The following is a 22,422-nucleotide window of genomic DNA, read 5'->3' as shown; positions in this document are numbered from 1 at the left end:
GGATGCATGGAGCAAGGCATGACGCGACGTCCCCGTAAAGCCCTGATCATCGGCGCCGGTATCGCAGGCCCAGTGGCTGCAATGTTCATGAAGCGCGCCGGCATCGAGGCCGACATCTATGAGGCCTGGCCCTATTCCAACGGCATCGGCGGCGGCCTGCAGATCGCGCCGAACGGCATGCGGGTGCTGGCCGAGCTCGGCCTCGCCGACGAGTTGATCGGCCTTGGCTCGATCGCGGAATCCTTCGACTTCTATTCGCAAGGCGGCAAGAAGCTCGGCTCGATCAATCGCGACATGGCGAAACGGTTTGGCCTGCCCGCGGTGAACATGTGCCGCGCGACCCTGAACGAGACGCTGGTCGACAAGGCCTGGTCGTCGAACGTTTCGGTGCATTTCGAGAAGCGGCTGGTGAAGATCGAGGATCGCGCCGACCAGCCCGTGATCGCGCATTTCGCCGACGGATCGGAGGCCGAGGGCGATTTCGTGATCGGCGCCGACGGCGTGCATTCGGCGGTGCGGCGGCACGTGATCCCCGACGGACCCGTGCCGTTCGATACCGGGCTGATCGGCTTCGGTGGCTTCGTGCCGCGCGCGGTGATCGAGAATCTGCCGATCGGCCAGCGGATCGAGACCACCTTTGGGCAGAGCGGCTTCTTCGGCTACGGCTTCTGCAGCTCCAATCCCGACGACGGCGCGATGTGGTGGAGCACGCAGCCGTCGCACGGCATGACGGCCGCGGCCTACCGCCTGCAGAGCCAGGACGCGATCAAGCAGCATCTGCGCGACTTCCACGCCGGCTGGCACGATCCGATCCCCGCGATCATCGAGGCGGCCCGGAACATCGTGGTGACGGACACGCTCGACGTCGCGACGCTGCCGACCTGGTCGCGCAAGCGCACGCTTCTGATCGGCGACGCCGCGCACGCGACGACCCCGCATGCCGGCATGGGCGCTTCGCTCGCGCTGGAGGATGCGATGCGGCTCGGCCGTCTGATGCTGGAACGCCAGGAGCTCGGCGTCACCTTCCAGGCCTTCGAACAGGAACGGCGGCCGCGCGCGGAGAAGATCGTGGCCATCGCCCGCCGCAACGGCAACAGCAAGCGCGAGTTCGGCCCGACCGGCGCCTGGATCCGCGATCACATACTGAAGCTATTGCTGCCGCTGACGTCCAAGGGCATGGACTTCATGTATGCATACGACGCGCGCGCGGCGTGAGGCGAAAGTCGACAACAATCGCGTAGGGTGGGCAAAGCGAAGCGTGCCCACCATCACGAGCACGGCGCGGAAGGTGGGCACGGCGCAAGAGCGCCTTTGCCCACCCTACGATTCTACTTCTCCACCTCAAACGTCAAACCGGCGTTGTCGACCAACCGCTTGATCAGCTTGTGCTGCATCGCCGCGCCCGGCGTCCAGAAGCCGGCCGGCACGTCGGGCGTATCGCGCAACAGGCAGATCGCGCATTCCGAGATCATCTTCGAGGTCGAGCCGTAACCTGGATCGCGGTCGCCCGTGATGCCGGCGCGGACGTGGCGGCCGTCGGGCGCGACCGCGACATACAGCAGGTCATAGAGCCCGTTCTCGCGCTCTTCCTTTGACGGTCCCTCGCCCGGCTTCGGCGCGTTCGGGCCGGTCTTCTCGGAGTTCGCGGCCATTACGCGTTTGGCGTTGGCCTCGCCCTTCTCGCCGGGGCCGGTGAGCACCATTTCGTCGTAGACGAATTCCTTCCCGTAGGGGAATCCCATCAGCATGTTGGAGCGATGGACGTTGCGCGTGTTGATCAGCGCCATCATGAACGGCGCGGTCCAGGACTGCAGGTCCTCCTCGAAGGCCGGCTTGTTGCCGCGCGGCTGCTTCACGCCTTCAAATCCCGGCGTCAGCGCAAACGGATTGTTGAGGATCGCGACGAGGCTGAGGTCCTGCGCGACCGCATCGAAGGTGGCCTTGGCGCTCGCCGCCGTGCCGCCCGACAGCGTGCCCCGCATGTCGCGCACGCGGCCCTTGACGCGGGATGCCGGCGCGCCGAACACGCGCTTGGCCTCCTCCTGCACGAAGAACGTGCCGAGCTCGAACGGCACCGAGTCGAAACCGCAAGAGAACACGATGCGCGCGCCGCTCGCTTTCGCCGCCGCCTCGTGCCTGTCGATCATCTGCCGCATCCAGACCGGCTCGCCGCAGAGATCGAGATAATCCGTCCCGGCCTCGACGCAGGCCGCGATCAGGTCGTTGCCGTAGAGCTGATACGGGCCGACCGTCGAGATCACCGACTTGGTCTGCGCGACCATCGCCTTCAGCGACGCGACGTCGCTGGCATCGGCGACGATCAACGGCGTGTCGGCCGGCGCGCCGATCGCGTCGCGGACGGAGGCGAGCTTCTCCTTGCTGCGTCCGGCCATCGCCCATTTGAGCGCACGGTCGCCCTTGTAATGCGCGGCGAGATATTCGGCGACGAGCTGGCCGGTGAAGCCGGTCGCGCCATAGACGACGATGTCGAATTTCGACGAGGCCATGATCGTGGGTTCCTACAGAGCGGATTTGGCCCCTTTTGTCATTGCGAGCAAAGCGAAGCAATCCATAAAACCGCGTTCGCAATCGCCGTTTCGACGCTATTTCTTTGCGTACGAGACCCCCATCCCGGCGCGCACGTCGGCCTGAATGCCATACGGCGCGATCGGGTAGCGCAGGCCGTTCTTGGCAAGCTGCTTCATGCCGGCGATCGCCTTGGCGAGATAGGCCGGCGGCAGCGCCATCAGCATTTCCTCGTCGGGCACGCCGCCGTAACGCCGCTCGGCAAAGCACGGCAGCGACAGGCTCGGCTCGCCGGTCTTCAGCGCCCTGCCCCAGGAGTCGGCGCAGGCGGTTTCGCCGACCACGCCCCATTCGAACTTCTTGTAGCCGGTATATTGCAGGCCGTTGATCAGGATCACCATCTGTCCCGGCGTCGCATAGACCAGGCAGATGTCCGGCGGATTGAGCCTACCGCTGGTCAGCGGGCTCACCGCCATCGCCTGGTAGCGGCCATAGGGCACGACGTCGAGCGCCTCCTGGCGCTTGCGCGCGTCCTCGGCGGTGCCGTGCCAGACGCCGACGTAGTTCTCACCGGCGAGCCATTTCTCGTCCTGCGGCGCGAGCCCGATCACGGCGCGGCACTGCGCACCGACGAGATCGTCGGCGGTGATGCCGACGGTCCAGCCGAGACGCGACGCCATGCTGATGATCTGGTCGGTGGTGTGGATCGCCGACGGGCGGCGGATCTTCGGGATCGCCTCCATGTCCTCGACACGCGCGAACATCTTGATGCCGGTGACCGTGGTCTTCAGCCGCAACAGGCTGTTCAAATCGGCCACCATCGCGGCGAGGTCGAATTGTTCCGGCGGCGTCTGCTGTTGCATGGCGTGAACTCCCGTGATCGGCGGCTCATCCCGCCTGTTGCTGCGAGGTTAGCCGGATTGCCCGGCGGAGGCGATTGTCTAGCGCTTGGCCGGTCCGGGCAATAGCTCATCGGTCTTGCCGGCGAGATGATAGGCCAGGATGCCCATCCACTCCCGCACGCTGACATCGGTTCGCCACAGGCCCTCGATCGCCATGTTGCTGAAGCCGAATGGACGGCCGGCGTCTCCGGTGCGCCAGTCGACCGGATAGGCCTCGACGTCGAAACCGATCTTGCGGAACAGCCCGACCGCGCGCGGCATGTGATAGGCCGAGGTGACGAGCAGCCAGCGCTCGCCGGGCTTCGGATCGAGCAGCGCCTTGGAGAATTCGGCGTTCTCCACCGTGTTGCGCGAGCGGCGCTCCATGATCAGGCGCGACTTGGGAATGCCGAGGCTCTCGTAGATCTCGCCGGCATAGTCGGCCTCGCGCGCGTCGTTCGAGATTAGGTTCGCGCTGCCGCCCGAGAACACGAGGCGCGCATTCGGATAGCGCAGCGCGAGCGCCGCCGCCGCGATGACGCGGTCGGGTGCGCTGCGAACCACGGGCGTCCCATGTGCAACCGACTGGTCGGCATCGATCGACCCGCCGAGGACGATGATGCCGTCAGGCGCGCCGCGCGAGGCGTCCCAGGGTGGAAAACGCTGCTCCAGCGGATAGAGCAAGGTGTTGCCGAGCGGCGAAAAGGCACAGATCGCGAGCACGACCAGCGACAGCACCATCAGCCTGCGACCCAGCGTCGCAAACCGCGTCAGCAGCAGGATGGCGCCAACGAGGCCAATGCCGATCAGGAGGTTGACCGGCATCAGCACGATGCCGAGCGTCTTGGAGAGTACAAAAAACAAGGGGAAGCCTCTGCGAAGTTCTGCTACGTCATACGCTGCAACGGCAGCAATCAAAAGACGTCACATGCCCCACCATCTCCTCAAGTCGAGCCCCGAAACCTGCCATTGGGGCTTCTTTGAAGCGAAGCTGAAGCCGGTCCTGACCATTGCGAGCGGCGACGAGGTGACGATCGAGACGGTCAGCGGCGGTCCCGACGTGGTGCCGGACCGCAGCCGGTTTTACGTTCCGCTGGAATTGGCCGACATCCATGCGAGATCCGAACGGATGGTGCCCGGGCACATCCTGACCGGCCCGGTCGCCGTCGAAGGAGCTGCGCCCGGCGACGTGCTGGAGGTCGACATCCTCGACGTCCAGCTCCGGCAGGACTGGGGCTACAATTTGATCAAGCCTTTGTCGGGCACCCTGCCCGACGATTTCCACGAGATGCGCATCCTCAACATCCCGCTCGACCGCGACCGCATGGTCGGGCGCATGCCCTGGGGCCTCGATTTGCCGCTGAAGCCGTTCTTCGGCGTGATGGGCGTTGCGCCGCCGCCGGCCTGGGGCCGCATCTCCTCGCTGATCCCGCGTGCGATGGGCGGCAATCTCGACAACAAGGAGCTCGGCGCCGGCGCCAAGCTTTATCTGCCGGTGTTCGTGCCGGGCGCGCTGTTCTCCTGCGGCGACGGCCATGGCGTGCAGGGCGATGGCGAGGTCTGTGTCACCGCGATCGAAACCGCGCTGACCGGCCGCTTCTGCCTGACGCTGCGCAAGGATCTCAAATTCACCTATCCGCGCGCGGAGACGGCCAGTCACTACATCACGATGGCGATGGATCCCGACCTCGACCAGTGCGTGGTGCGCGCGCTGCGCGACATGATTGCGCTGCTCGGCGAGAAACGGAATCTGTCGCGCGAGGACGCCTACACGCTGTGCAGCCTCGCCGCCGACCTGCGCGTGACGCAAACGGTGAACGGCTCGAAGGGCATTCACTGCATGATCGCCAAATCGGTCGTGCACGGGTAACGCACGGTCGATACGCCGCACTTGTGTTTCGCAAGTGCGGCTCGATACAATCCCCGACCAATGACCAAAAAAGCCACGGGGAAGAACATGCTGAAGGACAGGCTATCACCGGCCGATGAGGCGCTGCGCGACAAGGAGATGCAGGAGACTCTAGCGGCCTGCCCGCGCATCCTTGACCTCATTGCCCGCGGTCCCCTGGGCGCGCCCGATGCGGAGGGCATCATCTATCTGCGCTCACCGCTCGATCCGAACCAGGTCGTGATCTCGAACGATCACCTGATGGGTTACGTCAAGGCCGCCGAGACCTACTTCCGCCGCCAGGGCATCGGCAAGGACGATGCGGTCGCCATCCTGCTGCCGACCGGTCCCGCCACCGTCGCCGCGATTTTCGGCGCGGCAGCGTGCGGCGTCGCCGAACCGCTCAACCTCCTGTTCACGCGCGAGGCGATCATCGCCCAGCTCAACGCCATCAACGCGAAGCTGTTGCTGGCACCGCTGCCGGGCATGCCGGGTGGGCTCTATGAGCGGGTCGAGGGCCTTGAGCGCGACGTCCCCACGCTCAAGCGCATCGTGACCGTCCCGCTCGACGGCAGCATCGCCTTCGACGGCGAAGTCCTGCGGCCCGATCCTGCCTGGCGCGACGACTACGGCAAGTCGAAGGATATGAGCGAGGCCGACCGCGTCGCGGTGCTGCTGCCGACCGGCGGCACCACAGGCCATCCCAAGGTTGCCCGTCTCACCAACCGCGCGATGGTCGCGTCCACCGTCTCCTCGCGGATGGCGCTCGACTTCCGCCGCGGCGAGCGCGCCATGATCACGCTGCCGCTGTTTCATGTCGGCGGCCTGTTCTGCACCTCGGCCAACTGCATGGCGTCGGGCACCACGATGTTCGTTCCCGGCCCCGCCGGCGCACGCGACCCGGCGCTGATCGTGAACTTCTGGAAGATCATCGAGACGTACCGGATCAACATCGCCGGCAACGTGCCGACCGCGCTCGGTGCCATCGCCGACATTCCCGTCGGCGAGAGCGATATATCCAGCCTGCGCGTCACCGCCACAGGCGCCTCGATCTGCCCGCCGGAAATCGAGCGCCGCTACCTTGCGACCTGGGGCGGTCCCTGCATCCAGCAGCTCTACGGCATGACCGAGCTTGCAGGCGCGATCACCCACGATGTCCACGGCGTCAAGCCGCGCGCCGAAAGCGTCGGCACGCGCAATCCGCTGGTCGAGCTTGCGATCCTCGACGGCGGCAAACTCAACACTGGCCCCTGGCCCTCGCCGGTCGGCGAATTGCTGACGCGGGGACCGCAGGTGTTTGCCGGCTATGCAGACAAGAAGCAGACCGAGGAGGCGTTCCTCGACGGCTGGCTGCGCACCGGCGATATCTGCCGCATCGATGCCGACGGCTTCGTCTACATCATGGGCCGCGCCAAGGACGTTATCATCCGCGGCGGCCACAACATCGATCCGCGCGCGATCGAGGACGCCGCGCTGCAATTCCCCGGCGTTGCGCTCGCGGCCGCGGTCGGCCGTCCGGATGCCTATGCGGGTGAAGTCCCGATGCTGTTCGTCTCCGCACAGCCGGGCACGCAGATCGATCCGCTGGCGCTCGCCGCCTTCGTGCAGGACAACATCCCCGAGCCGCCGGCGCGGCCGCGCTCGGTCTCAGTAATCGCGGAGATGCCGGTCACCCCCGTCGGCAAGATCTTCAAGCCGAAGCTGCGCGAGATCGCCGCTGGCGAAGCCGCGCGTGAGCTGCTGGCGGCCGAGGGGCTGTCGAAGGAGGTCAGCGTGGAGGCGATCACGGATCCCTCCCGCGGCCTGTACCTGCGGGTCAAGGCCGCACCCGATAAGGCCGTGACCGCCGAGCGGCTGCTCAAGAAGTTTCCGGTCAAGGTCGAGCTCGAAGCCTAAGACCTTACGTCCACTCGACATTTCGGGATGTCGACGGCTCCGCCCCACAGCGGAGCCGCAGCCTGCGCTTGGCCGTTTGGATCCCGGCCCGACCCGGCTTGACTTGCTGCCTCATTCCTAAATAGACTCTAAATAGATACTTTTCAGTACACGAGTTCAGAGTTAGCGTTCCCCATGGCTACGGAAAAGGCCGAAACCGACCGCGTACCGGTCACCCTGGCGCTCTCGACCATCGGGTATCTCGAGAAGCTGGTGCGACAGGGCACCCACGGCACGAGCGTTCCCGGCGTTGCACGGACCCTGATCGAGGAAGGCATTCGGCTCGCCATCAAGGACGGGCTGCTTGCGATCCGCGACAACGGCCGCACGCCCTAGATCATGATCCGGAAAAGTGGAAACCGGTTTTCCGAATAGATCATGCTCAAGACGAATGAGATCATGATGCGATTCTTGTAATCGCACCCTTATCTCAGGGCGCACGACCGGCGCGCGGCGGTTCAACAGAACGTGGAACCGTCAGATGATCGCCATCCAACCGACCTGGACGCCGGAGCGCGTCGAACAGCTCAAGAGCTACTTTGAAGCCGGTCTCTCCTGCCGCGATATCGCGCTCAATATCGGCATCAGCCGCAATGCCGTGATCGGCAAGCTGTCGCGGCTCAATCTCACGCGCGGCGAGCGCCGGCCGCGCAAAAAATCCTCCGAGCCAGCGCGGAAGCCGGCGGCGAAGCAACAGCTCCTGATGCTGCAGGAGACCTACGAGCAACCGGCCGACGACGCGCCCGTCGTCAGCACCAACAATTGCTCCCTGTTCGAGCTCAGCGAACAGCGCTGCCGCTGGCCGATCAGCACGCCCGGCGCCGCCGACTTCTGTTTCTGCGGCAACACGCCGCTCGGCGGCATGCCCTATTGCTCAGGGCATTACCGCCTCGCCTATCAAGTGGGCTCGCGCCAGCGCGCCGCTTACAGATAATCAGCCGATCCGCCAGCCGGCCTCCTCGACGAAGCTCTTGTAGAACTGCTCCGTATACGCTTGCTCCGGCGCCTGGCGGACACGCGCGTCGAGCTTTTGCGCGTCGTCGCCCACCAGGATGCGCCAGCGGTCGGCCTTCACGCCGTCGAGGATGATCTTGGCGGCGGCGGCGGCCGTGGTCGGCGCCTCATCATGGAAGATGCGCGCGCGGTCGAGTGCGATCTGCTGGATGGCGTCATCCGACAGCGCTGCGACGTCGACGCCCTGCCCGTGTAGGCGCTGGCGGGCCTGCTTGAGCTCGTCGGCGTTGAGCTGGTCGGAGCCATTCTGCACCTTGCGCGAGTTCGACACGATCGCGGTGCCGATATGGCCGGGCATCACGACCGAGCATTTGACGTGCGGCGCATTGAGCCGAAGGTCGTTGATCAGCGCCTCGGTAAACCCCTTCACCGCGAACTTCGCCGCGCTGTAGGCGGTGTGCGAGACGCCCATGCCGACCGAAGCCCAGAAGCCGTTGACGCTCGAGGTGTTGACGATGTGCGCCTCGTCGGCCTTCACGAGCAGCGGCAGGAAGGTGCGGACGCCGAGATAGACGCCGCCCCAGCAGATGTTGAAGGTGCACTCCCACTGCTCGCGCGTGTTGGTGAACAGGCTGCCGCCGCCGCCGATGCCGGCATTGTTGAACAACAGATGGATCTTGTCGGTTGCCTGCTGCTCGATCAGCTCATCGCGAAACCGCTTGTAGTGATCCTCGATCGAGACGTCGGCGATGTGGGTGGTGATACGCAAGCCCTGCGGCAGCTTCTCGACCTCGCACAGCCGCTTGGTCTCGGCCATCGCCTCGGCCGAGACGTCGCACATCGCGACGTTGCAGCCTTCCGCGACGAGCTGGCGCGCAAGCTCGCGCCCCATCCCGGTGCCGCCCCCGGTGATCACGGCAATCTTTCCAGCAAAATCCTTCATGTGAGTTCCGTTTCTTCCCTGCTTCTTTTTTTCCTGTCGGCCGGCGCGCAGATCGCAGCTCCAGCCGCTCGTCGGCTGCACTCTACATCACGGAATCCGTGCCCATCAACGCCGCGCCGGCGGCGCGCGATCCTCACGCGCAACTGAGCCGCTTGCTGCACATCGAGACCGCTGCCGGCGTAACGAATTCATTCCGTCTCACGAACAAACCGGTATCCAGCAATCGGAGATGATGCCCATGACAACCCTCAACAGGATGATCGCCGCCGTGCTGACGACACGGCCGCCTCGCCGACGGATGCCCATGCTACGGAATGAACAACCTGAGCAGGCCGCGCCACGAGAAATCGAGGATGACCTCGTGGTGCCGCAGCCCCTTGCCGCCCTTGACCAGGCCGAGATCCCGGATCAGGCAATAGTGGCCGCTGCTCATGCGCGCTAGCCGGCTGTTCTTGAAGCGCCCCATATGGGCTGAGAATGCATTGCGGATCGATTCCGTCAAATCTTGACGGCACCGAATCGATTGCACGCACTGACGCTACCGATCGAAACACCCCGGCGCGATGATCGCGATGCGAGGCGGATGATCGCTGAATCAAAAACCTCCGGCAGGGCATTGCCGGAGGTTTGGGAGGCTTAGCATCAAGCCAAGAGCCACTACGCATTTTGTTGGCCGCGACAGATATAGTTTAGTAAATCAGGTAAGTAAATAAGTTTGGCGACGGATGAATCGCATGGCTAACCTTCGTCATGCGCGTAGACCACAACCGCAGCGGCCGAATTTACCGTTCAAGCCTTGGCAAACAAAAACCCCGGCAGTCGCCTGCCGGGGTTCTGTTGGATCGTGATCAGATCAACCGGTCTTACCAGTTGCGCTGAGCGCGGAGGAGCAGCATCACCGTGTCCTGATCCTTCAGCTCGTAGGTCGCGGTCGGCTTGCCGATCGCAGCGGAGGACGTGGTGATCGTGCCCGCATACTTCTGATCGAGGTGGGTGTAGGTCACGTCTGCCGAGAAGGTCAGGTTCTTGACCGGGGTCCACCGGGTGATGAAGCCGAGCTGCGCGATGTTGTAGTCGGGGTTGCAGGACGTCACGCCAGCGCCGCCACCGAAGGCGGTACGGAACGTGCCACCCACGCCACCAACGCCGCAGATGAGCGTCTTGGACGTGTCGTTGTACATGATCGCGGCATAGGCGCCGTAGATGCTGGAGTTCCAGTAGGGATCCCAGTTGTGGGTGTACGCGCCGCGCATACCCCAGGTCTTGATCGTCTGCTGCTGACCGCCAGCGACGAACACCGTGTCAGGCGCAGTGCCGAAGCCAACGCTCTGATACACGCCCGGCAGGCTCGAACCGCCGAAGATGGCGATCGCGCCGGCCTGGCTGGCCAGATCCTGGATGTTGTAGCGGGTCGCACCATCCGTGTAGACGCCCTGGACGTTGATCGTGTCGCCAGGTCCGGTCGGGATGTTCTTGATCGACAAGGCCAGCGCACCAGCCCAGCCCCACTTGTCATCCGGATGACCGCTCAGCTCGCCGAGGGCACCGTAGTAAGCCGCGTGGTTGTCATGCGCCGCGAACGACGCCTGGAACAGACCCCAAGCCTGCTCGACCTTGAGCGAAGCGATCAGGTCCGGCGCGATCGTGCCGGCGTAGTCGCTCGTGCCGTATGCACCACCAGCGCTGAGGTTGTTCACGCCAGCCTGGGAGTACTGGACCTGGTCCTGAGCCGACAGAGCCAGCGACACGCCGTTGCCGAACTGGGCGGTGTAGGTGAACTGGTTCACACCGGTGGTCGTGTTGACGCCACCGACGAGCGCGTCGAAGTTGTTGCCCGGATAGCCGGTCCAGGGAGCAGCGAACTGTGAGACCGCCTTACCGATGGTGAAGCCGGCGAACTGGATGAAGGCGTAGTAGACGCCGACCGTGCCGCCGGCAACAGCGCCAGCGTTGGCATTGTTCGGCGCCTGAACGCCGCCGATCGACGAGTAAACGCTGCCGCCGGCGCCGTTCGCGGCGTAGGTGTCCGACGTCCAGGTGAACACCGCGTCGAAGTAGGTGCGGACCACGCCGTATTCGGTCGCGGTACGGGTGTCGATGTTCAGGTCTTCACGCGAACGCCAAGTGTAGCCGTTGGTGAAGCGGTTGTTGGCACCGCCAGCGCCGTTGTAGTTCGGGCCGTAGACGCTGTTGCCGTTCACGACAACGTCAGCGCGCAGATAGCCGCCGAGCTTGATACAGGTGTCGGTGCCCGGGATGTAGTAGAAGCCCGGACCATACAGGGAGCAAACCTTCACGTATTCGACCGCTTTGGCCTTGACGGGAAGATCGGCCGCCTGAGCCCCGCCGACCGCCATTAGAGCAGCCGCCGAGCCCAGGATAAGGCTCTTCACCAATTTCATATTAAACCTCCAAGTTGCTCATATGCGGAGAGTCCGGGCCGCGAGCGCCCCGAGATCTCCCGCCTAATCGGAACCGCCGAGCCGCTTCGCGCCCTCGGATACACCCACGAGACGCGCGAGGGACTTCAGCGAACAACGCAACGGGACGATCGAGATTCCCCTACCGCCGGGGTTCAATATGCATGGGCGTTTTTGCTAATCAAAATAGTTTATAAAGTCAGCTATACGAATTGGGCCACACTGTGTCTCGGCAGCAACGCACCCCGGTCCACCCCATTGGCCGGGCGGGAATATTTGCCGCCGTCAGACGATAGAGCTTGTCACATAAGTATTACAATTAATCTGCCCGCACTTGCGTCAGGGCGGGGTACCGTGAACAATCACGCCCACCGCAAGGGGCAACGAGAATCAAATCAGCGTGAAGCTGATCGGCTGCAAGAGGAAGGGAAGCTGTGTCGGCAACAAGGAAGGCCCCGTCGCGCCAACGCGCGATCGAAAGCCTTGATATCATCAAGCGCTTCACGTTGGAGATTTCCTCCATCAACTGCCATCTGGAAGAGGTTCGCCAGATCTGGGGCAAGACACTCGGCATCAGCGGCCCGCAATGGATGATCCTGATCGCCATCTCCGATCTCGACAAGGACGGCGGCGTGCCGGTCAATGTCGTGTCGAAGCTGCTCCATGTCGATCCGTCGTTCGTGACCACCCAGTCCAAGCTGCTCGAGCAGAAAGGCCTGTTGCGCCGCGCGTCCTCGCCTGTCGACGCGCGGGTGGTCCAGATGTCGCTGACGGACAAGACGCGCAAGCACATGGCGAGCCTCGCCGAACAATACAGCGCGATCCGGAAATTCGTCTTCGAGGAATTCGACGAGAAGGAACTGACCGCGTTCACGGCGAAGCTCGTCACGCTCAACAATCGTCTTGAGAAGGTATGCCTGAAGGTCGCGTCGGATTTTGATTTTTGAGGCGATGGGAGTTTGAGTGAGTTCACCTTGGTGCGCGGCCTCCGCGACGCCGCCAACGTCAGGCACGCATTCCGTCGCAGCTCCCGGAGATGAACGAGCGACAACAACACATTCAGCACGGGTTCAAAGCCCGCAATGCAGAACGAGCTCGCAATCCCAATGGAGGCGGCAAATGTCTGCGCTGAAGAAATCCCTTGCAAGCGGCTTTGCCGCACTCGCCGTGGTCGCCACGCTGTTCGCCGGCTCTGCGCCGGCCGAGGCGCGAGACGGCCAGAACGCCGCGCTGATCGGCGGCCTGATCATCGGCGGCCTGATCGGCGGCGCGCTCGCATCGTCCGCGCAGGACAACCATTCCTATCCGTCGTACCAGGGCTACAGCGAATATCCGACATACCGCCGCTACGACAGCGGCTATGACGACGGCTATTACGCGCCTCGATATCGGTACCGGAACGATGACTATCGCAGCGTTTCTGGTTGGGATGACGACGACTAGATGGGCTGGGCGGATATTGGTTCAACGCGCGAGCGGGCGAACTCCGTCACCCGCTCGAGATGGCGAAGGCCCACGTTGGCGGGCCTTTTGCCATTCTGGCGACCCGGTCGGCAGGTCACTGCGTCGCGCTGCGTCGGGGGAGCCCGCCCCTGACATGACTTTTGGCACCTGCCACGACCGCTCCGCCGTGGTGACATTGTCCACACCAGCGCGAGGTCAGCGCGGTCTCGGCCATCCCCAGGTTGACCCTAGGCCGGGACCGCGCCCTCCGCGGCCGCAGCTAGCTCCACCAAAGAGCCGGCATGTCCCACGGCATCGAACTCGGCAGGACGGGGACCGTTTCCTCCAAGCGCGGTTCGCGGCCAAACAGAGGGCGTTCGGCCAACCGGGCCCATGCGCGCCCCCCGATTGACGTGCATTTTGGTCGCCGCCAGTTCGACCGCGACGCGAATTCCGGAGATCGCGATAAGCGTCCTGGAACCCTCGGCGGACGCCTTGCGCGAACGCAGGATCACAGCTAATGGAACGGCATCGGAGCGTGGCGCAGCCCGGTTAGCGCACTAGTCTGGGAGACTAGGGGTCGGAGGTTCAAATCCTCTCGCTCCGACCATTTTACCCCCAATTCTTCAGCCGTCCTTCATCGCTGCATCCAGCATCTGCCGGCAGGCGACGAGCTCCTGCAGCGCGCGTTCCAGCCGCTCGCGGTCGACGGCGGGCACGCCGGCCCGCACCGGAGCGGCCGCGGCGGCTGCCTTGGCCGGCTGGGCACGCGCCTTGTAGGTCGACAGGATGGCGTCCTCGTCGGGGTCGACGAATCGATAATCGATGCCGCTCCCCTCCTCGTCGTCGCCGTCGAGATCGGCGCCGGCGCCGTCCGCCAGTTCGACATCGTCGGGCTCGGCCATGCTGTGGCCGACCGCTTCCTCGACCGCGCCGAACGAGACGGCCGCGGTCTGGTCGGCGATACCCTGCACCGACTTGATGCCATGCTCTTTCAGGATCCGCTGCACGCCACGGATCGTATAGCCCTCGCCGTAGAGCAGCCGGCGGATGCCCTTGAGCAGGTCGACGTCGTCGGGGCGGTAGTAGCGGCGGCCGCCGCTGCGCTTCATCGGCTTGATCTGCGCGAAGCGCGTCTCCCAGAATCTCAGGACGTGCTGGGGAATGTCGAGCTCATCAGCGACCTCGCTGATGGTACGGAACGCATCCGGCGCCTTGTCCAAACGCCCGCTCCTCTGGTGTCAGCGCATGATCCGGAAACGCAAAAACCGGTCTTCCGGAGAGGTCATGCTCGATTGAATACATTAGATCATGGTGCGATTCGCTGTAATCGCGTCATGATCTGATGGGATCAGTCAGCCTTGCTGCCGTCGCCATTGGTCGGCACGTGACCGTTGATGCGCTGCTTCAGGATCGCTGACGGCTTGAACACCATCACGCGGCGCGGCGAGATCGGCACCTCGGTGCCGGTCTTCGGATTGCGTCCGATCCGCTGTCCCTTTTTGCGCACCATGAACGAACCGAACGACGACAGCTTCACCGTCTCACCCTTCTCCAGGCAATCGGTGATTTCCTTCAGCACTAGCTCGACGAACGCCGACGACTCGGTGCGCGACAGGCCTACCTTCTGATAGACCGCCTCGCACAGATCGACGCGTGTAACTGTTTTCCCGGTTCCCGTGGTCATCGCCTGCCCCGCACTCTCGGCGAACAATTTCTTGACTGAAATTAAAAGCTTAGCGCGCAATGGTCAACAGCCACCATCATGCAGACGCATGAAAGAAGCCGACAAAACGCTGGCGCTTTGTAGCGATCCGCCTACCAGCGCACGAGCGCTGAACCCCAGGTGAAGCCGCCGCCCATGGCTTCCAGAAGCAGCAGGTCGCCCTTCTTGACGCGTCCGTCCTTCACCGCGACCGCCAGCGCGAGCGGGATCGAAGCCGCCGAGGTGTTGCCGTGCTTGTCGACGGTCAGCACCACCTTCTGCGGCGCAATATGAAGCTTGTGCGCCGACGCGTCGATGATTCGCTTGTTGGCCTGGTGGGGAATGAACCAGTCGATGTCCTCGGCGGTGACGCCGGTGGCGTTGAAGGCGTCGACGATCACGTCGGTGATCATGCCGACCGCGTGCTTGAACACCTCTTTGCCTTCCATGCGCAGATACCCGACCGTCCTGGTCGAGCCCGGTCCGCCGTCCACGAACAGTTTTGCCTTGTGACGGCCGTCGGAGCGCAGATGCGTGGTCAGCACGCCGTGGTCGCTGACGTCGCCCGCCTTCTGCGTCTGCGCCTCGAGCACGATGGCGCCGGCGCCGTCGCCGAACAGCACGCAGGTGCCGCGGTCTTCCCAGTCGAGGATGCGCGAGAACGTCTCGGCGCCGATCACCAGCGCCCGCTTGTAGGCGCCGCCGCGCAGGAAATTGTCGGCGGTCGCGAGCGCGAACACGAAGCCGGAGCACACCGCCTGCAGGTCGAAGGCAGCGCCGTGATTGATACCGAGGCCGTGCTGGACCGCAACCGCGGTGGCCGGGAAGGTGTTGTCGGGCGTCGAGGTCGCCAGCACGATCAGGTCGATCGCCTGCGCGTCGATCCGCGCATGGGCGAGCGCGGCGCGCGCCGCCTTGATCGCAAGGTGCGAGGTGAATTCGTCGTCGGCCGCGATGTGACGCTCGCGGATGCCCGTGCGCTGCACGATCCACTCATCCGACGTGTCTATCCTGGACGCCAGTTCGGCATTGGTCATAACCCGCTCCGGCAAATAAGAGCCGCAGCCGAGTACGACCGATCGTATCGCAGTCACGAGACAGCCTCCTGCGCGGTCTGAGCCTGCACCAGCACGCTGCCGTCGCGATTTAACATCTGATTGATCTTGGTGAGGAGATCGAAGTGGGCCATCTCATAGCCAACATCGACCGCATAGGCAAAGCCTTCCACGCTGGCCCCGCCATGGCTCTTGACCACCACGCCCTTGAGGCCGAGCAGCACCCCGCCGTTCCCCTTGTTGGGGTCGAGCTTGTCGCGCAGCTTCCTGAAGGCGCCACGGGCCAGGAGATAGCCGATGCGCGAGATCCAGCTCGAACCGATCGCCTCGCGCAACAGCTCGAACATCTGGCGGGCGGTGCCTTCGGCGGCCTTTAGCGCGATATTGCCGCTGAATCCCTCGGAGACGATCACGTCGGCACGCCCCTGGCCGATGCCGTCCCCTTCGACGAAGCCGATATAGTTGATGTCAGGCAGGGCGCGCAGCATTTCGGCGGCCTCGCGGATTTCCTCATGGCCCTTGATCTCCTCCTCTCCGATGTTGAGGAGGCCGACGGTGGGCCGTTCGAGGTTGAACAGCACACTGGCCATGGCGCTGCCCATCACCGCCAGTGTCGCGAGGTGATGGGCGTCGCCGCCGATGGTGGCGCCGAGGTCGAGCACGACGGAATCGCCGCGGGTCGTCGGCCACAGCGCTGCGAGCGCCGGACGATCGACGCCGGGCAAGGTCCTTAAGTTGAACCGCGCCATCGCCATCAAGGCACCCGTGTTGCCGGCTGAGACCGCCACATCGGCCTCGCCCTTCTTCACCGCGTCGATCGCAAGCCACATCGAGGAGGTCTTGCGGCCGCGACGTAACGCCTGGCTCGGCTTGTCGTCCCCGCTGACGGCGACGTCGGTGTGGATCACCTTCGACGCCGCCTTCAGCGCCGGATGCTTGGCGAGCTCGGGCTCGATCCGCGCCTGGTCCCCGAACAGCAGGAATTCGCTCTCGGGATGACGGCTCAACGAGATTGCGGCGCCGGGAATGACGACCGATGCGCCGACATCGCCACCCATGGCGTCAAGCGCGATTCGAACCTTTTTAGGCATGAACGTCCCGGAAACCTGCTCTCCAGCGGCCCCTTACGACACGGGCCGCGCGCTTGATGCCGCCGCTGTCAACGGCGCGCGGCGAAACGCCAACGCGCGTCCCGGCCGGGCCGCGACAATAGCGTGTCCTTGATCCGACACAACCTCTTGACCGCATGCTGTCGCGCCCTGGAACTTCGCTCCAGCGCGACCCCGCCTGGCGACAAAATATATACTTATCAATATCTTATTCAAGATACTTGAGGCAACGACGGATGCAGCTCGCGCGGGGCTACAGGCCCGTCGTCCACTTCAATGTCGGCCTATTTGCCTTTCGGCTTCTTGCCGGCGGGCTTTTCCTGCAGCGCTCTCAGCGCCGCAAAGGGATGATCTTCCGGATCAGGCGCTTCAACCGGAGACTCAAAAACCGCGTCCGGCTTGCGCGGATACGGGTCGATCGCGAGGAACAGCGCGTCGGTGGCGAGCCGGCCGATGTCGATGAAGCCATTCACGATCGGCTCCGGCGGGTCCGGCGTCTCCTCGCTGCTCTCCTCGGCGTCGTCGACCAGATCGGCCATCTCTGGAATCTGGTCCGGCGGAGCGAAGATCAGGTCGATCGGCTCGTCGATGTCGTTCTCGATCGGATCGAGCGTCACCACGCAGGTCTGCCCGATCCGTGCATGCACATGGCCCGTGACACGGTAGCGGCCATCGCGCTTTGGCGTCAGGTCGAAGGATGCCCGCGCGGAGATCACCTCGCGCAATTCCGCGATCTCGGCCATCGCCTTGCGCACGGCGGCGTCGGCCTCGATCTCGCGGTGCAGCCCGGTTTCCGGAATCTGCGCCACGTTGACCGGGACGCGCCAAGGATCACGCAAAGGGGTACGCGATGTGTCTGTCATCAGCTTGCCCCCGCGGTCAGGGGGACGGGAAAACGCCACGCCCCGCTCCTGAGCACGGCCAGGTCGACCCGCGCCAGCTCGGCGAGCGCGCGCCGCGCATAGGCGGCGAGCGCGCGCGCCTTCTCGATGTTCTCGCCGTTGAGGATGTTCTTGCAGAACGCCTGCGCCAACGCCTCGTCGCTGTCGGTCAGCGCGAGGTCGTAGGCCGCGGTGCGGCCGTAAAACGCCTCCCCGAAGGCCTGCATGCGCTTCGGCACCGTGAGATCTCCCACCCCCATCTCGCGCAGATTGTCGTCCATGTCGGTGCAGAAATGGTCGAACAGGGCCTGGGACAGGTCCGAACCGGCCTCGGCGGATTTGAAGCGCTGCAACACCAGCCACAGATGCATCAACAGCAGGTCGAAACGGCCGTTAACCGTGTCGGGAACGCCCAAGTCACGGTAAAATAACGGTTCTCGCGCCTGCGTCACGATCATGCCATAGATGGACTCAATGGTGCCGTGCGGCGGTATCCGGGGTTTTCTGAAGTGATTGAACGGCCAAAGCATGGTGGGTTCCGCGTGCGAGCCCGGAGCGGTCGCCCGTTGGAGGCTCGCCTGTATTGCAATCCATTGAGCTGCCCGGTACGTCAACGCCTCGCGCGATGCAAGGGGACGGATCAGTTCCGCCGATGACCGACTTCAGTCCAAGACGCCTGCGCGCGGCCATTTCGCGCCGTCCGCTCTCGCGCTTCCGCGCTGTCGCAGCCATCGGCCTCGTCTGCGCCCTGCTCGGCGCCTGCACCGGCGAGCAATTCCAGAAGGGCTACATCCTGCCGCAGGGTGCGCTCGAGCAGATTCCGATCGGCGCCAGCCAGGACCAGGTGCTGATCGTGATGGGCACGCCCTCCACCGTCGCCACGCTGGACGGCGAGGTGTTCTATTACATCTCGCAGCGTTCCGAGCGGCCGGTCGCCTTCATGAACCAGCGGGTGGTCGACCAGCGCGTGATCGCGATCTATTTCGACAAGAACCGCCAGGTGCGGCGCCTCGCCAATTACGGCCTGCAGGACGGCAAGATCTTCGACTTCATCAGCCGCACCACGCCAACCTCGGGTCAGGAAATGTCCTACCTGACGCCGCTGTTCAAGCTGCTCAGCTTCAACTAAAGGCGGTTCGCCTGCGCCAAGTCGCCGCTTGCCCGCGTCGCAAGCGCTTTCTACGCTTGCTCGCAAAACGACACATGAGCAGGGGGTAAGCGCATGAGCAGTAAACGATTTTCCCGCCGTACGGTATTGTCGGGCGCGACGGCGCTCTCCGCCGCAGCCATCCTGCCGCGCGCAAGCCTCGGGGCCGGCGACTGGCGGCCGACCGAAACCGTGCGGCTCATCGTGCCGGCGGCAGCGGGCGGTTCGACCGACGTGATGGGACGCCTGTTGGCGGCACACCTGCAGCCAATCTGGGGCCAGTCGGTGATCGTGGAAAACCGCTCCGGCGCAGGTGGCACCATCGGCACCGCCGAGGTCGCCCGTAGCAAGGGCGACGGCCACACCATCCTGATCGGCAATCCCGGACCGAATGCGATCGCCTACAGCATCTTCAGGAACCTGACCTACAAGGCCGACCAGCTGCAGCCGGTCTCCAACATGATCCGGATTCCGAACATCGTTTCGGCGCATCCCTCCACCGGCCTCAAGTCGATCCCCGAGTTGATCGCGTTCCTGCAGAAGAACCCCGACAAGCTGACTTATGGCTCGTCCGGCACCGGACAGAGCCCCCACCTCACCGGCGCCTGGTTCCTGCAACTGACCGGGCTGAAGATGACGCATGTGCCGTTCCGCGGCGCCGGCCCGGCGCTGCAGGCGGGGCTTGCCGGCGACATCCAGATCCTGTTCGACAACCTCTATCCCTCGCTGCCGCAGGTCTTGGACGGCAAGCTCAACGGCCTCTGCGTCACCACGCCGGAGCGCAGCGATTCCGCGCCCAATTTGCCGACCATGCGCGACGGCGCGGCCGAGCTTGCCAAATTCGACGTGTCGAGCTGGTTCGGCGTGTTCCTGCCGAAGACGGCGCCGGCACCCGTGCTCGACGAGCTCAACCGGCAGGTCAAGGCACTCCTGGAGCGCGACGACATCAAGAAGAACATCAGTGGCATGGGCGCCCGCGCCGACTACGGCACGCCGCAGCAGTTCTCCGATTTCGTCGAGGCGGAAACTAGGAAATTCGCCGCCATTATCGAGAAGGAAGGCTTGCAGATGGAGGTGAAATAGCTTCCACCGTCATTGCGAGCGAACCGAAGCAATCCATTTCTCCACTTGCGGCGCGATGGATTGCTTCGTCGCTTCAGCGCAAAATAGCTTCGCAATTTTGTCGCGAGCTCCTCGCAATGACGCGGTAAGATTCTCGCGCCGCCCAAAATAGAAAACCCCGCGGCTCGCACCGCGGGGTTTCTGTTCTTGGCCTTGTCGCGCCGCTCAGTGCGCGAGGATCGCCAGCAGCAGCAGCGCCACGATGTTGGTGATCTTGATCATCGGGTTCACCGCCGGGCCCGCCGTGTCCTTGTAGGGATCGCCGACGGTGTCGCCGGTCACCGCGGACTTGTGGGCGTCAGACCCCTTGCCGCCGTAGTGGCCGTCCTCGATGTACTTCTTGGCGTTGTCCCAAGCACCGCCGCCCGAGGTCATCGAGATCGCGACGAACAGGCCGGTGACGATCACGCCGAGCAGCATGGCGCCGACGGCGGAGAATGCCGCCGACTTGCCGGCCGCGCCGCCGCCCGCGATCGCGTAGATCAGGAAGTAGACCACGATCGGCGACAGCACCGGCAGCAGCGACGGGATGATCATCTCCTTGATCGCCGCCTTGGTCAGCAGATCGACCGCCTTACCGTAGTCCGGCTTGTCGGTGCCCTGCATGATGCCGGGCTTCTCGCGGAACTGGCGACGGACCTCCTCGACGATCGCACCGGCGGCACGTCCCACCGCCGTCATACCCATCGCGCCGAACAGATACGGCAGCAGACCGCCGAACAGCAGGCCCACCACGACGTAGGGGTTATTGAGCGAGAAGTCCGGGTTGACGCCCTTGAAGTACGCGTGGGCGTTGGAGTCGGCGATGAAGAATTTGAGGTCCTGATTATAGGCCGCAAACAGCACCAGCGCGCCGAGACCGGCCGAGCCGATCGCGTAGCCCTTGGTCACCGCCTTGGTGGTGTTGCCGACCGCATCCAGCGCGTCGGTCGACTTACGCACCTCCTTGGGCAGTCCCGCCATTTCGGCGATGCCGCCGGCGTTGTCGGTGACCGGGCCGAAGGCGTCGAGCGCCACGATCATGCCGGCCAGCGCCAGCATGGTGGCGGTCGCGATCGCGATGCCGAACAGGCCGGCAAGGCTGTAGGTGACGAGGATGCCGGCGATGATGACGATCGCGGGCAGCGCGGTCGCTTCCATCGAGACCGCGAGGCCCTGGATCACGTTGGTGCCGTGACCGGTGACGGAGGCGGAGGCGATCGACTTCACCGGGCGGAAGTCGGTGCCGGTGTAGTACTCGGTGATCCAGATGATCAGGCCGGTGACGACCAGGCCGACCACGCCGCACCAGAACAGCGCCATGCCAGTGTACTCGACGCCGTCGAGCTTGCCGAAGCCGATCAGCCAGTTGATGGCGCCGGCGACGCCGACCAGCGACAGCACGCCGGTGGCGATCAGGCCCTTGTACAGCGCGCCCATGATCGACTGGTTGGCGCCGAGCTTGACGAAGAAGGTGCCGATGATCGATGTGATGATGCAGATACCGCCGATCGCGAGCGGCAGCGTCATCATGTTCACCAGGATCGGAGTTTTGGCGAAGAAGATCGCCGCGAGCACCATGGTGGCGACCGCGGTCACCGCATAGGTCTCGAACAGGTCGGCCGCCATGCCGGCGCAGTCGCCGACATTGTCGCCGACGTTGTCGGCGATGGTGGCCGGGTTGCGCGGATCGTCCTCGGGGATGCCGGCCTCGACCTTGCCGACGAGATCGCCGCCGACGTCCGCACCCTTGGTGAAGATACCGCCGCCGAGACGGGCGAAGATCGAGATCAGCGAGGCGCCGAAGCCGAGCGCCACCATCGCGTCGACGACCGTGCGGCTATCCGCCGCGAGCCCCATGAACTTGACCAGGATCATGAAGTAGATGGTGACGCCGAGCAGCGCGAGGCCGGCGACCAGCAGGCCGGTGATCGCGCCCGCCTTGAAGGCGAGTTCGAGGCCGCCAGCGAGCGAGGTGGTCGCCGCCTGCGCGGTGCGGACGTTGGCGCGCACCGAGACGTTCATGCCGATGAAGCCGGCCGCGCCCGACAGCACGGCGCCGATCGCAAAGCCGATCGCGACCTGCATGCCGAGGAAATAGGCGAGCAGGATGAAGATCACGACGCCGACCATGCCGATCGTGGTGTACTGGCGGCGCAGATAGGCCTGCGCGCCTTCGCGCACGGCGGCGGCGATCTCCTGCATGCGCGGATTGCCCGCATCCGCGTTCAAGACCGACGAGGTCGCCCAGATTGCGTAAACGATGGAAAGCGCCCCGCAGAGCACAATCACCCATAATGCTGTCATTGAATGTTGCCTCAGATCCTTGATGTAACCCCCGCGCCTTTTTGTGCCGCTCGATGCGGCAGGCGCTTTTTTTCATGAGGATCATCCCTCCCCAAAAAGGGATGGCCTCAAATCGGGCGCGACCTTG

At 64.4% G+C, this 22,422-nt stretch carries 22 protein-coding genes and 1 tRNA gene; 10 read left to right on the top strand and 13 right to left on the bottom strand.

Translation table 11 applies throughout. From position 1 onward, the window contains the following. The first annotated feature begins 18 nt into the window (after positions 1 to 18). Positions 19 to 1,215: an FAD-dependent oxidoreductase gene (locus ACFFWD_RS32575; RefSeq protein WP_376972434.1), complete on the top strand. Its 1,197-nt coding sequence runs from the start codon at positions 19 to 21 to the stop codon at positions 1,213 to 1,215. Between the two features lie 113 nt (positions 1,216 to 1,328). On the opposite strand, the gene ACFFWD_RS32570 is transcribed toward ACFFWD_RS32575, so the two are convergent. From ACFFWD_RS32570 to ACFFWD_RS32560, 3 genes are all read right to left on the bottom strand, one after another. Continuing rightward, positions 1,329 to 2,507 (bottom strand): saccharopine dehydrogenase family protein, encoded by a 1,179-nt coding sequence (locus tag ACFFWD_RS32570; protein WP_376972432.1) that lies wholly within the window; start codon positions 2,505 to 2,507, stop codon positions 1,329 to 1,331. A 96-nt stretch (positions 2,508 to 2,603) separates the two neighbouring features. Then, positions 2,604 to 3,389: a DUF169 domain-containing protein gene (locus tag ACFFWD_RS32565; protein WP_376972430.1), complete on the bottom strand. Its 786-nt coding sequence runs from the start codon at positions 3,387 to 3,389 to the stop codon at positions 2,604 to 2,606. Positions 3,390 to 3,467: 78 nt separating this feature from the next. Then, a complete protein-coding gene (locus tag ACFFWD_RS32560) occupies positions 3,468 to 4,271 on the bottom strand; it encodes a YdcF family protein (protein ID WP_376972428.1) in 804 nt (267 codons plus the stop codon). A gap of 64 nt (positions 4,272 to 4,335) precedes the next feature. Here ACFFWD_RS32560 and ACFFWD_RS32555 point away from each other — a divergent pair, with 64 nt between their 5' ends. The 4 genes from ACFFWD_RS32555 (at position 4,336) to ACFFWD_RS32540 (ending at position 8,164) form a co-directional block, all read left to right on the top strand. After that, complete coding sequence (locus ACFFWD_RS32555; protein WP_376972426.1) at positions 4,336 to 5,277, top strand: acetamidase/formamidase family protein; 942 nt, start codon at positions 4,336 to 4,338, stop codon at positions 5,275 to 5,277. Between the two features lie 60 nt (positions 5,278 to 5,337). Beyond that, entirely contained in the window at positions 5,338 to 7,191 is a 1,854-nt protein-coding gene (locus ACFFWD_RS32550) for an AMP-binding protein (protein WP_376972424.1), read from the top strand. A gap of 174 nt (positions 7,192 to 7,365) precedes the next feature. Then, positions 7,366 to 7,566, top strand: coding sequence for a hypothetical protein (locus ACFFWD_RS32545; protein ID WP_016844973.1), 201 nt, complete (start codon positions 7,366 to 7,368; stop codon positions 7,564 to 7,566). 145 nt (positions 7,567 to 7,711) lie between these two features. Beyond that, positions 7,712 to 8,164, top strand: a complete 453-nt coding sequence (locus ACFFWD_RS32540; protein ID WP_376972420.1) for a GcrA family cell cycle regulator — start codon at positions 7,712 to 7,714, stop codon at positions 8,162 to 8,164. On the opposite strand, the gene ACFFWD_RS32535 is transcribed toward ACFFWD_RS32540, so the two are convergent. The 3 genes from ACFFWD_RS32535 to ACFFWD_RS32525 all read right to left on the bottom strand — a co-directional run bounded on the left by ACFFWD_RS32535 (position 8,165) and on the right by ACFFWD_RS32525 (position 11,529). Further along, positions 8,165 to 9,127, bottom strand: coding sequence for an SDR family NAD(P)-dependent oxidoreductase (locus tag ACFFWD_RS32535; protein WP_376972418.1), 963 nt, complete (start codon positions 9,125 to 9,127; stop codon positions 8,165 to 8,167). Positions 9,128 to 9,434: 307 nt separating this feature from the next. Further along, a complete protein-coding gene (locus ACFFWD_RS32530) occupies positions 9,435 to 9,560 on the bottom strand; it encodes a hypothetical protein (protein WP_376973099.1) in 126 nt (41 codons plus the stop codon). Between the two features lie 430 nt (positions 9,561 to 9,990). Continuing rightward, complete coding sequence (locus ACFFWD_RS32525; RefSeq protein WP_376972416.1) at positions 9,991 to 11,529, bottom strand: porin; 1,539 nt, start codon at positions 11,527 to 11,529, stop codon at positions 9,991 to 9,993. A gap of 452 nt (positions 11,530 to 11,981) precedes the next feature. On the opposite strand from ACFFWD_RS32525, the gene ACFFWD_RS32520 reads away from it, so the two are divergent. The 3 genes from ACFFWD_RS32520 (at position 11,982) to ACFFWD_RS32510 (ending at position 13,600) form a co-directional block, all read left to right on the top strand. After that, positions 11,982 to 12,494 (top strand): MarR family winged helix-turn-helix transcriptional regulator, encoded by a 513-nt coding sequence (locus ACFFWD_RS32520; RefSeq protein WP_376972414.1) that lies wholly within the window; start codon positions 11,982 to 11,984, stop codon positions 12,492 to 12,494. A gap of 172 nt (positions 12,495 to 12,666) precedes the next feature. Continuing rightward, positions 12,667 to 12,990, top strand: a complete 324-nt coding sequence (locus ACFFWD_RS32515) for a hypothetical protein (protein WP_376972412.1) — start codon at positions 12,667 to 12,669, stop codon at positions 12,988 to 12,990. Between the two features lie 532 nt (positions 12,991 to 13,522). After that, positions 13,523 to 13,600, top strand: a tRNA-Pro gene (locus ACFFWD_RS32510). A gap of 16 nt (positions 13,601 to 13,616) precedes the next feature. On the opposite strand, the gene ACFFWD_RS32505 is transcribed toward ACFFWD_RS32510, so the two are convergent. From ACFFWD_RS32505 to ACFFWD_RS32480, 6 genes are all read right to left on the bottom strand, one after another. Further along, positions 13,617 to 14,213 carry a MerR family transcriptional regulator gene (locus tag ACFFWD_RS32505; RefSeq protein WP_376972410.1) on the bottom strand — a complete coding sequence of 199 codons (597 nt, stop codon included), beginning with the start codon at positions 14,211 to 14,213 and terminating at the stop codon, positions 13,617 to 13,619. 128 nt (positions 14,214 to 14,341) lie between these two features. Beyond that, positions 14,342 to 14,677, bottom strand: coding sequence for an integration host factor subunit alpha (locus tag ACFFWD_RS32500; RefSeq protein ID WP_376972408.1), 336 nt, complete (start codon positions 14,675 to 14,677; stop codon positions 14,342 to 14,344). A gap of 131 nt (positions 14,678 to 14,808) precedes the next feature. Further along, positions 14,809 to 15,789, bottom strand: a complete 981-nt coding sequence (locus ACFFWD_RS32495) for a beta-ketoacyl-ACP synthase III (protein ID WP_376972406.1) — start codon at positions 15,787 to 15,789, stop codon at positions 14,809 to 14,811. Continuing rightward, a complete protein-coding gene (gene plsX / locus ACFFWD_RS32490; RefSeq protein ID WP_376972404.1) occupies positions 15,786 to 16,841 on the bottom strand; it encodes a phosphate acyltransferase PlsX in 1,056 nt (351 codons plus the stop codon). Before plsX ends, ACFFWD_RS32495 begins: the two co-directional genes overlap by 4 nt. 302 nt (positions 16,842 to 17,143) lie before the next feature. Then, complete coding sequence (locus ACFFWD_RS32485; RefSeq protein ID WP_376972402.1) at positions 17,144 to 17,722, bottom strand: YceD family protein; 579 nt, start codon at positions 17,720 to 17,722, stop codon at positions 17,144 to 17,146. Then, complete coding sequence (locus ACFFWD_RS32480; protein ID WP_376972400.1) at positions 17,722 to 18,270, bottom strand: ubiquinol-cytochrome C chaperone family protein; 549 nt, start codon at positions 18,268 to 18,270, stop codon at positions 17,722 to 17,724. The genes ACFFWD_RS32485 and ACFFWD_RS32480 overlap by 1 nt, the downstream gene beginning before the upstream one ends. 122 nt (positions 18,271 to 18,392) lie before the next feature. On the opposite strand from ACFFWD_RS32480, the gene ACFFWD_RS32475 reads away from it, so the two are divergent. Beyond that, complete coding sequence (locus tag ACFFWD_RS32475) at positions 18,393 to 18,869, top strand: outer membrane protein assembly factor BamE (protein ID WP_376972398.1); 477 nt, start codon at positions 18,393 to 18,395, stop codon at positions 18,867 to 18,869. Between the two features lie 93 nt (positions 18,870 to 18,962). Beyond that, the gene (locus ACFFWD_RS32470; RefSeq protein WP_376972396.1) at positions 18,963 to 19,970 is read left to right on the top strand and encodes a Bug family tripartite tricarboxylate transporter substrate binding protein; all 1,008 of its coding nucleotides are present in this window, start codon (positions 18,963 to 18,965) and stop codon (positions 19,968 to 19,970) included. 204 nt (positions 19,971 to 20,174) lie between these two features. On the opposite strand, the gene ACFFWD_RS32465 is transcribed toward ACFFWD_RS32470, so the two are convergent. Then, the gene (locus tag ACFFWD_RS32465) at positions 20,175 to 22,295 is read right to left on the bottom strand and encodes a sodium-translocating pyrophosphatase (RefSeq protein WP_376972394.1); all 2,121 of its coding nucleotides are present in this window, start codon (positions 22,293 to 22,295) and stop codon (positions 20,175 to 20,177) included. Between the last annotated feature and the right edge of the window lie 127 nt (positions 22,296 to 22,422).

The sequence above is a fragment of the Bradyrhizobium erythrophlei genome (assembly GCF_042430365.1).
In the GTDB taxonomy this organism is placed as follows: Bacteria; Pseudomonadota; Alphaproteobacteria; order Rhizobiales; family Xanthobacteraceae; genus Bradyrhizobium; species Bradyrhizobium erythrophlei.
The sequence above is the reverse complement of the archived record's forward strand: the minus strand, read 5'-3'. Positions and strand labels throughout refer to the sequence as shown.

What these genes read in the sequence shown, in the direction of transcription:
- ACFFWD_RS32550 (WP_376972424.1), top strand. Translation starts at nt 5,338, where the DNA reads ATGACCAAAAAAGCCACGGGGAAGAACATGCTGAAGGACAGGCTATCA.
- ACFFWD_RS32465 (WP_376972394.1), bottom strand. Translation starts at nt 22,295, where the DNA reads ATGACAGCATTATGGGTGATTGTGCTCTGCGGGGCGCTTTCCATCGTT.
- ACFFWD_RS32565 (WP_376972430.1), bottom strand. Translation starts at nt 3,389, where the DNA reads ATGCAACAGCAGACGCCGCCGGAACAATTCGACCTCGCCGCGATGGTG.
- ACFFWD_RS32470 (WP_376972396.1), top strand. Translation starts at nt 18,963, where the DNA reads ATGAGCAGTAAACGATTTTCCCGCCGTACGGTATTGTCGGGCGCGACG.
- ACFFWD_RS32575 (WP_376972434.1), top strand. Translation starts at nt 19, where the DNA reads ATGACGCGACGTCCCCGTAAAGCCCTGATCATCGGCGCCGGTATCGCA.
- ACFFWD_RS32555 (WP_376972426.1), top strand. Translation starts at nt 4,336, where the DNA reads ATGCCCCACCATCTCCTCAAGTCGAGCCCCGAAACCTGCCATTGGGGC.
- ACFFWD_RS32535 (WP_376972418.1), bottom strand. Translation starts at nt 9,127, where the DNA reads ATGAAGGATTTTGCTGGAAAGATTGCCGTGATCACCGGGGGCGGCACC.
- ACFFWD_RS32530 (WP_376973099.1), bottom strand. Translation starts at nt 9,560, where the DNA reads ATGAGCAGCGGCCACTATTGCCTGATCCGGGATCTCGGCCTGGTCAAG.
- plsX (WP_376972404.1), bottom strand. Translation starts at nt 16,841, where the DNA reads ATGCCTAAAAAGGTTCGAATCGCGCTTGACGCCATGGGTGGCGATGTC.
- ACFFWD_RS32480 (WP_376972400.1), bottom strand. Translation starts at nt 18,270, where the DNA reads ATGCTTTGGCCGTTCAATCACTTCAGAAAACCCCGGATACCGCCGCAC.
- ACFFWD_RS32485 (WP_376972402.1), bottom strand. Translation starts at nt 17,722, where the DNA reads ATGACAGACACATCGCGTACCCCTTTGCGTGATCCTTGGCGCGTCCCG.
- ACFFWD_RS32500 (WP_376972408.1), bottom strand. Translation starts at nt 14,677, where the DNA reads ATGACCACGGGAACCGGGAAAACAGTTACACGCGTCGATCTGTGCGAG.
- ACFFWD_RS32475 (WP_376972398.1), top strand. Translation starts at nt 18,393, where the DNA reads ATGACCGACTTCAGTCCAAGACGCCTGCGCGCGGCCATTTCGCGCCGT.
- ACFFWD_RS32515 (WP_376972412.1), top strand. Translation starts at nt 12,667, where the DNA reads ATGTCTGCGCTGAAGAAATCCCTTGCAAGCGGCTTTGCCGCACTCGCC.
- ACFFWD_RS32540 (WP_376972420.1), top strand. Translation starts at nt 7,712, where the DNA reads ATGATCGCCATCCAACCGACCTGGACGCCGGAGCGCGTCGAACAGCTC.
- ACFFWD_RS32545 (WP_016844973.1), top strand. Translation starts at nt 7,366, where the DNA reads ATGGCTACGGAAAAGGCCGAAACCGACCGCGTACCGGTCACCCTGGCG.
- ACFFWD_RS32525 (WP_376972416.1), bottom strand. Translation starts at nt 11,529, where the DNA reads ATGAAATTGGTGAAGAGCCTTATCCTGGGCTCGGCGGCTGCTCTAATG.
- ACFFWD_RS32570 (WP_376972432.1), bottom strand. Translation starts at nt 2,507, where the DNA reads ATGGCCTCGTCGAAATTCGACATCGTCGTCTATGGCGCGACCGGCTTC.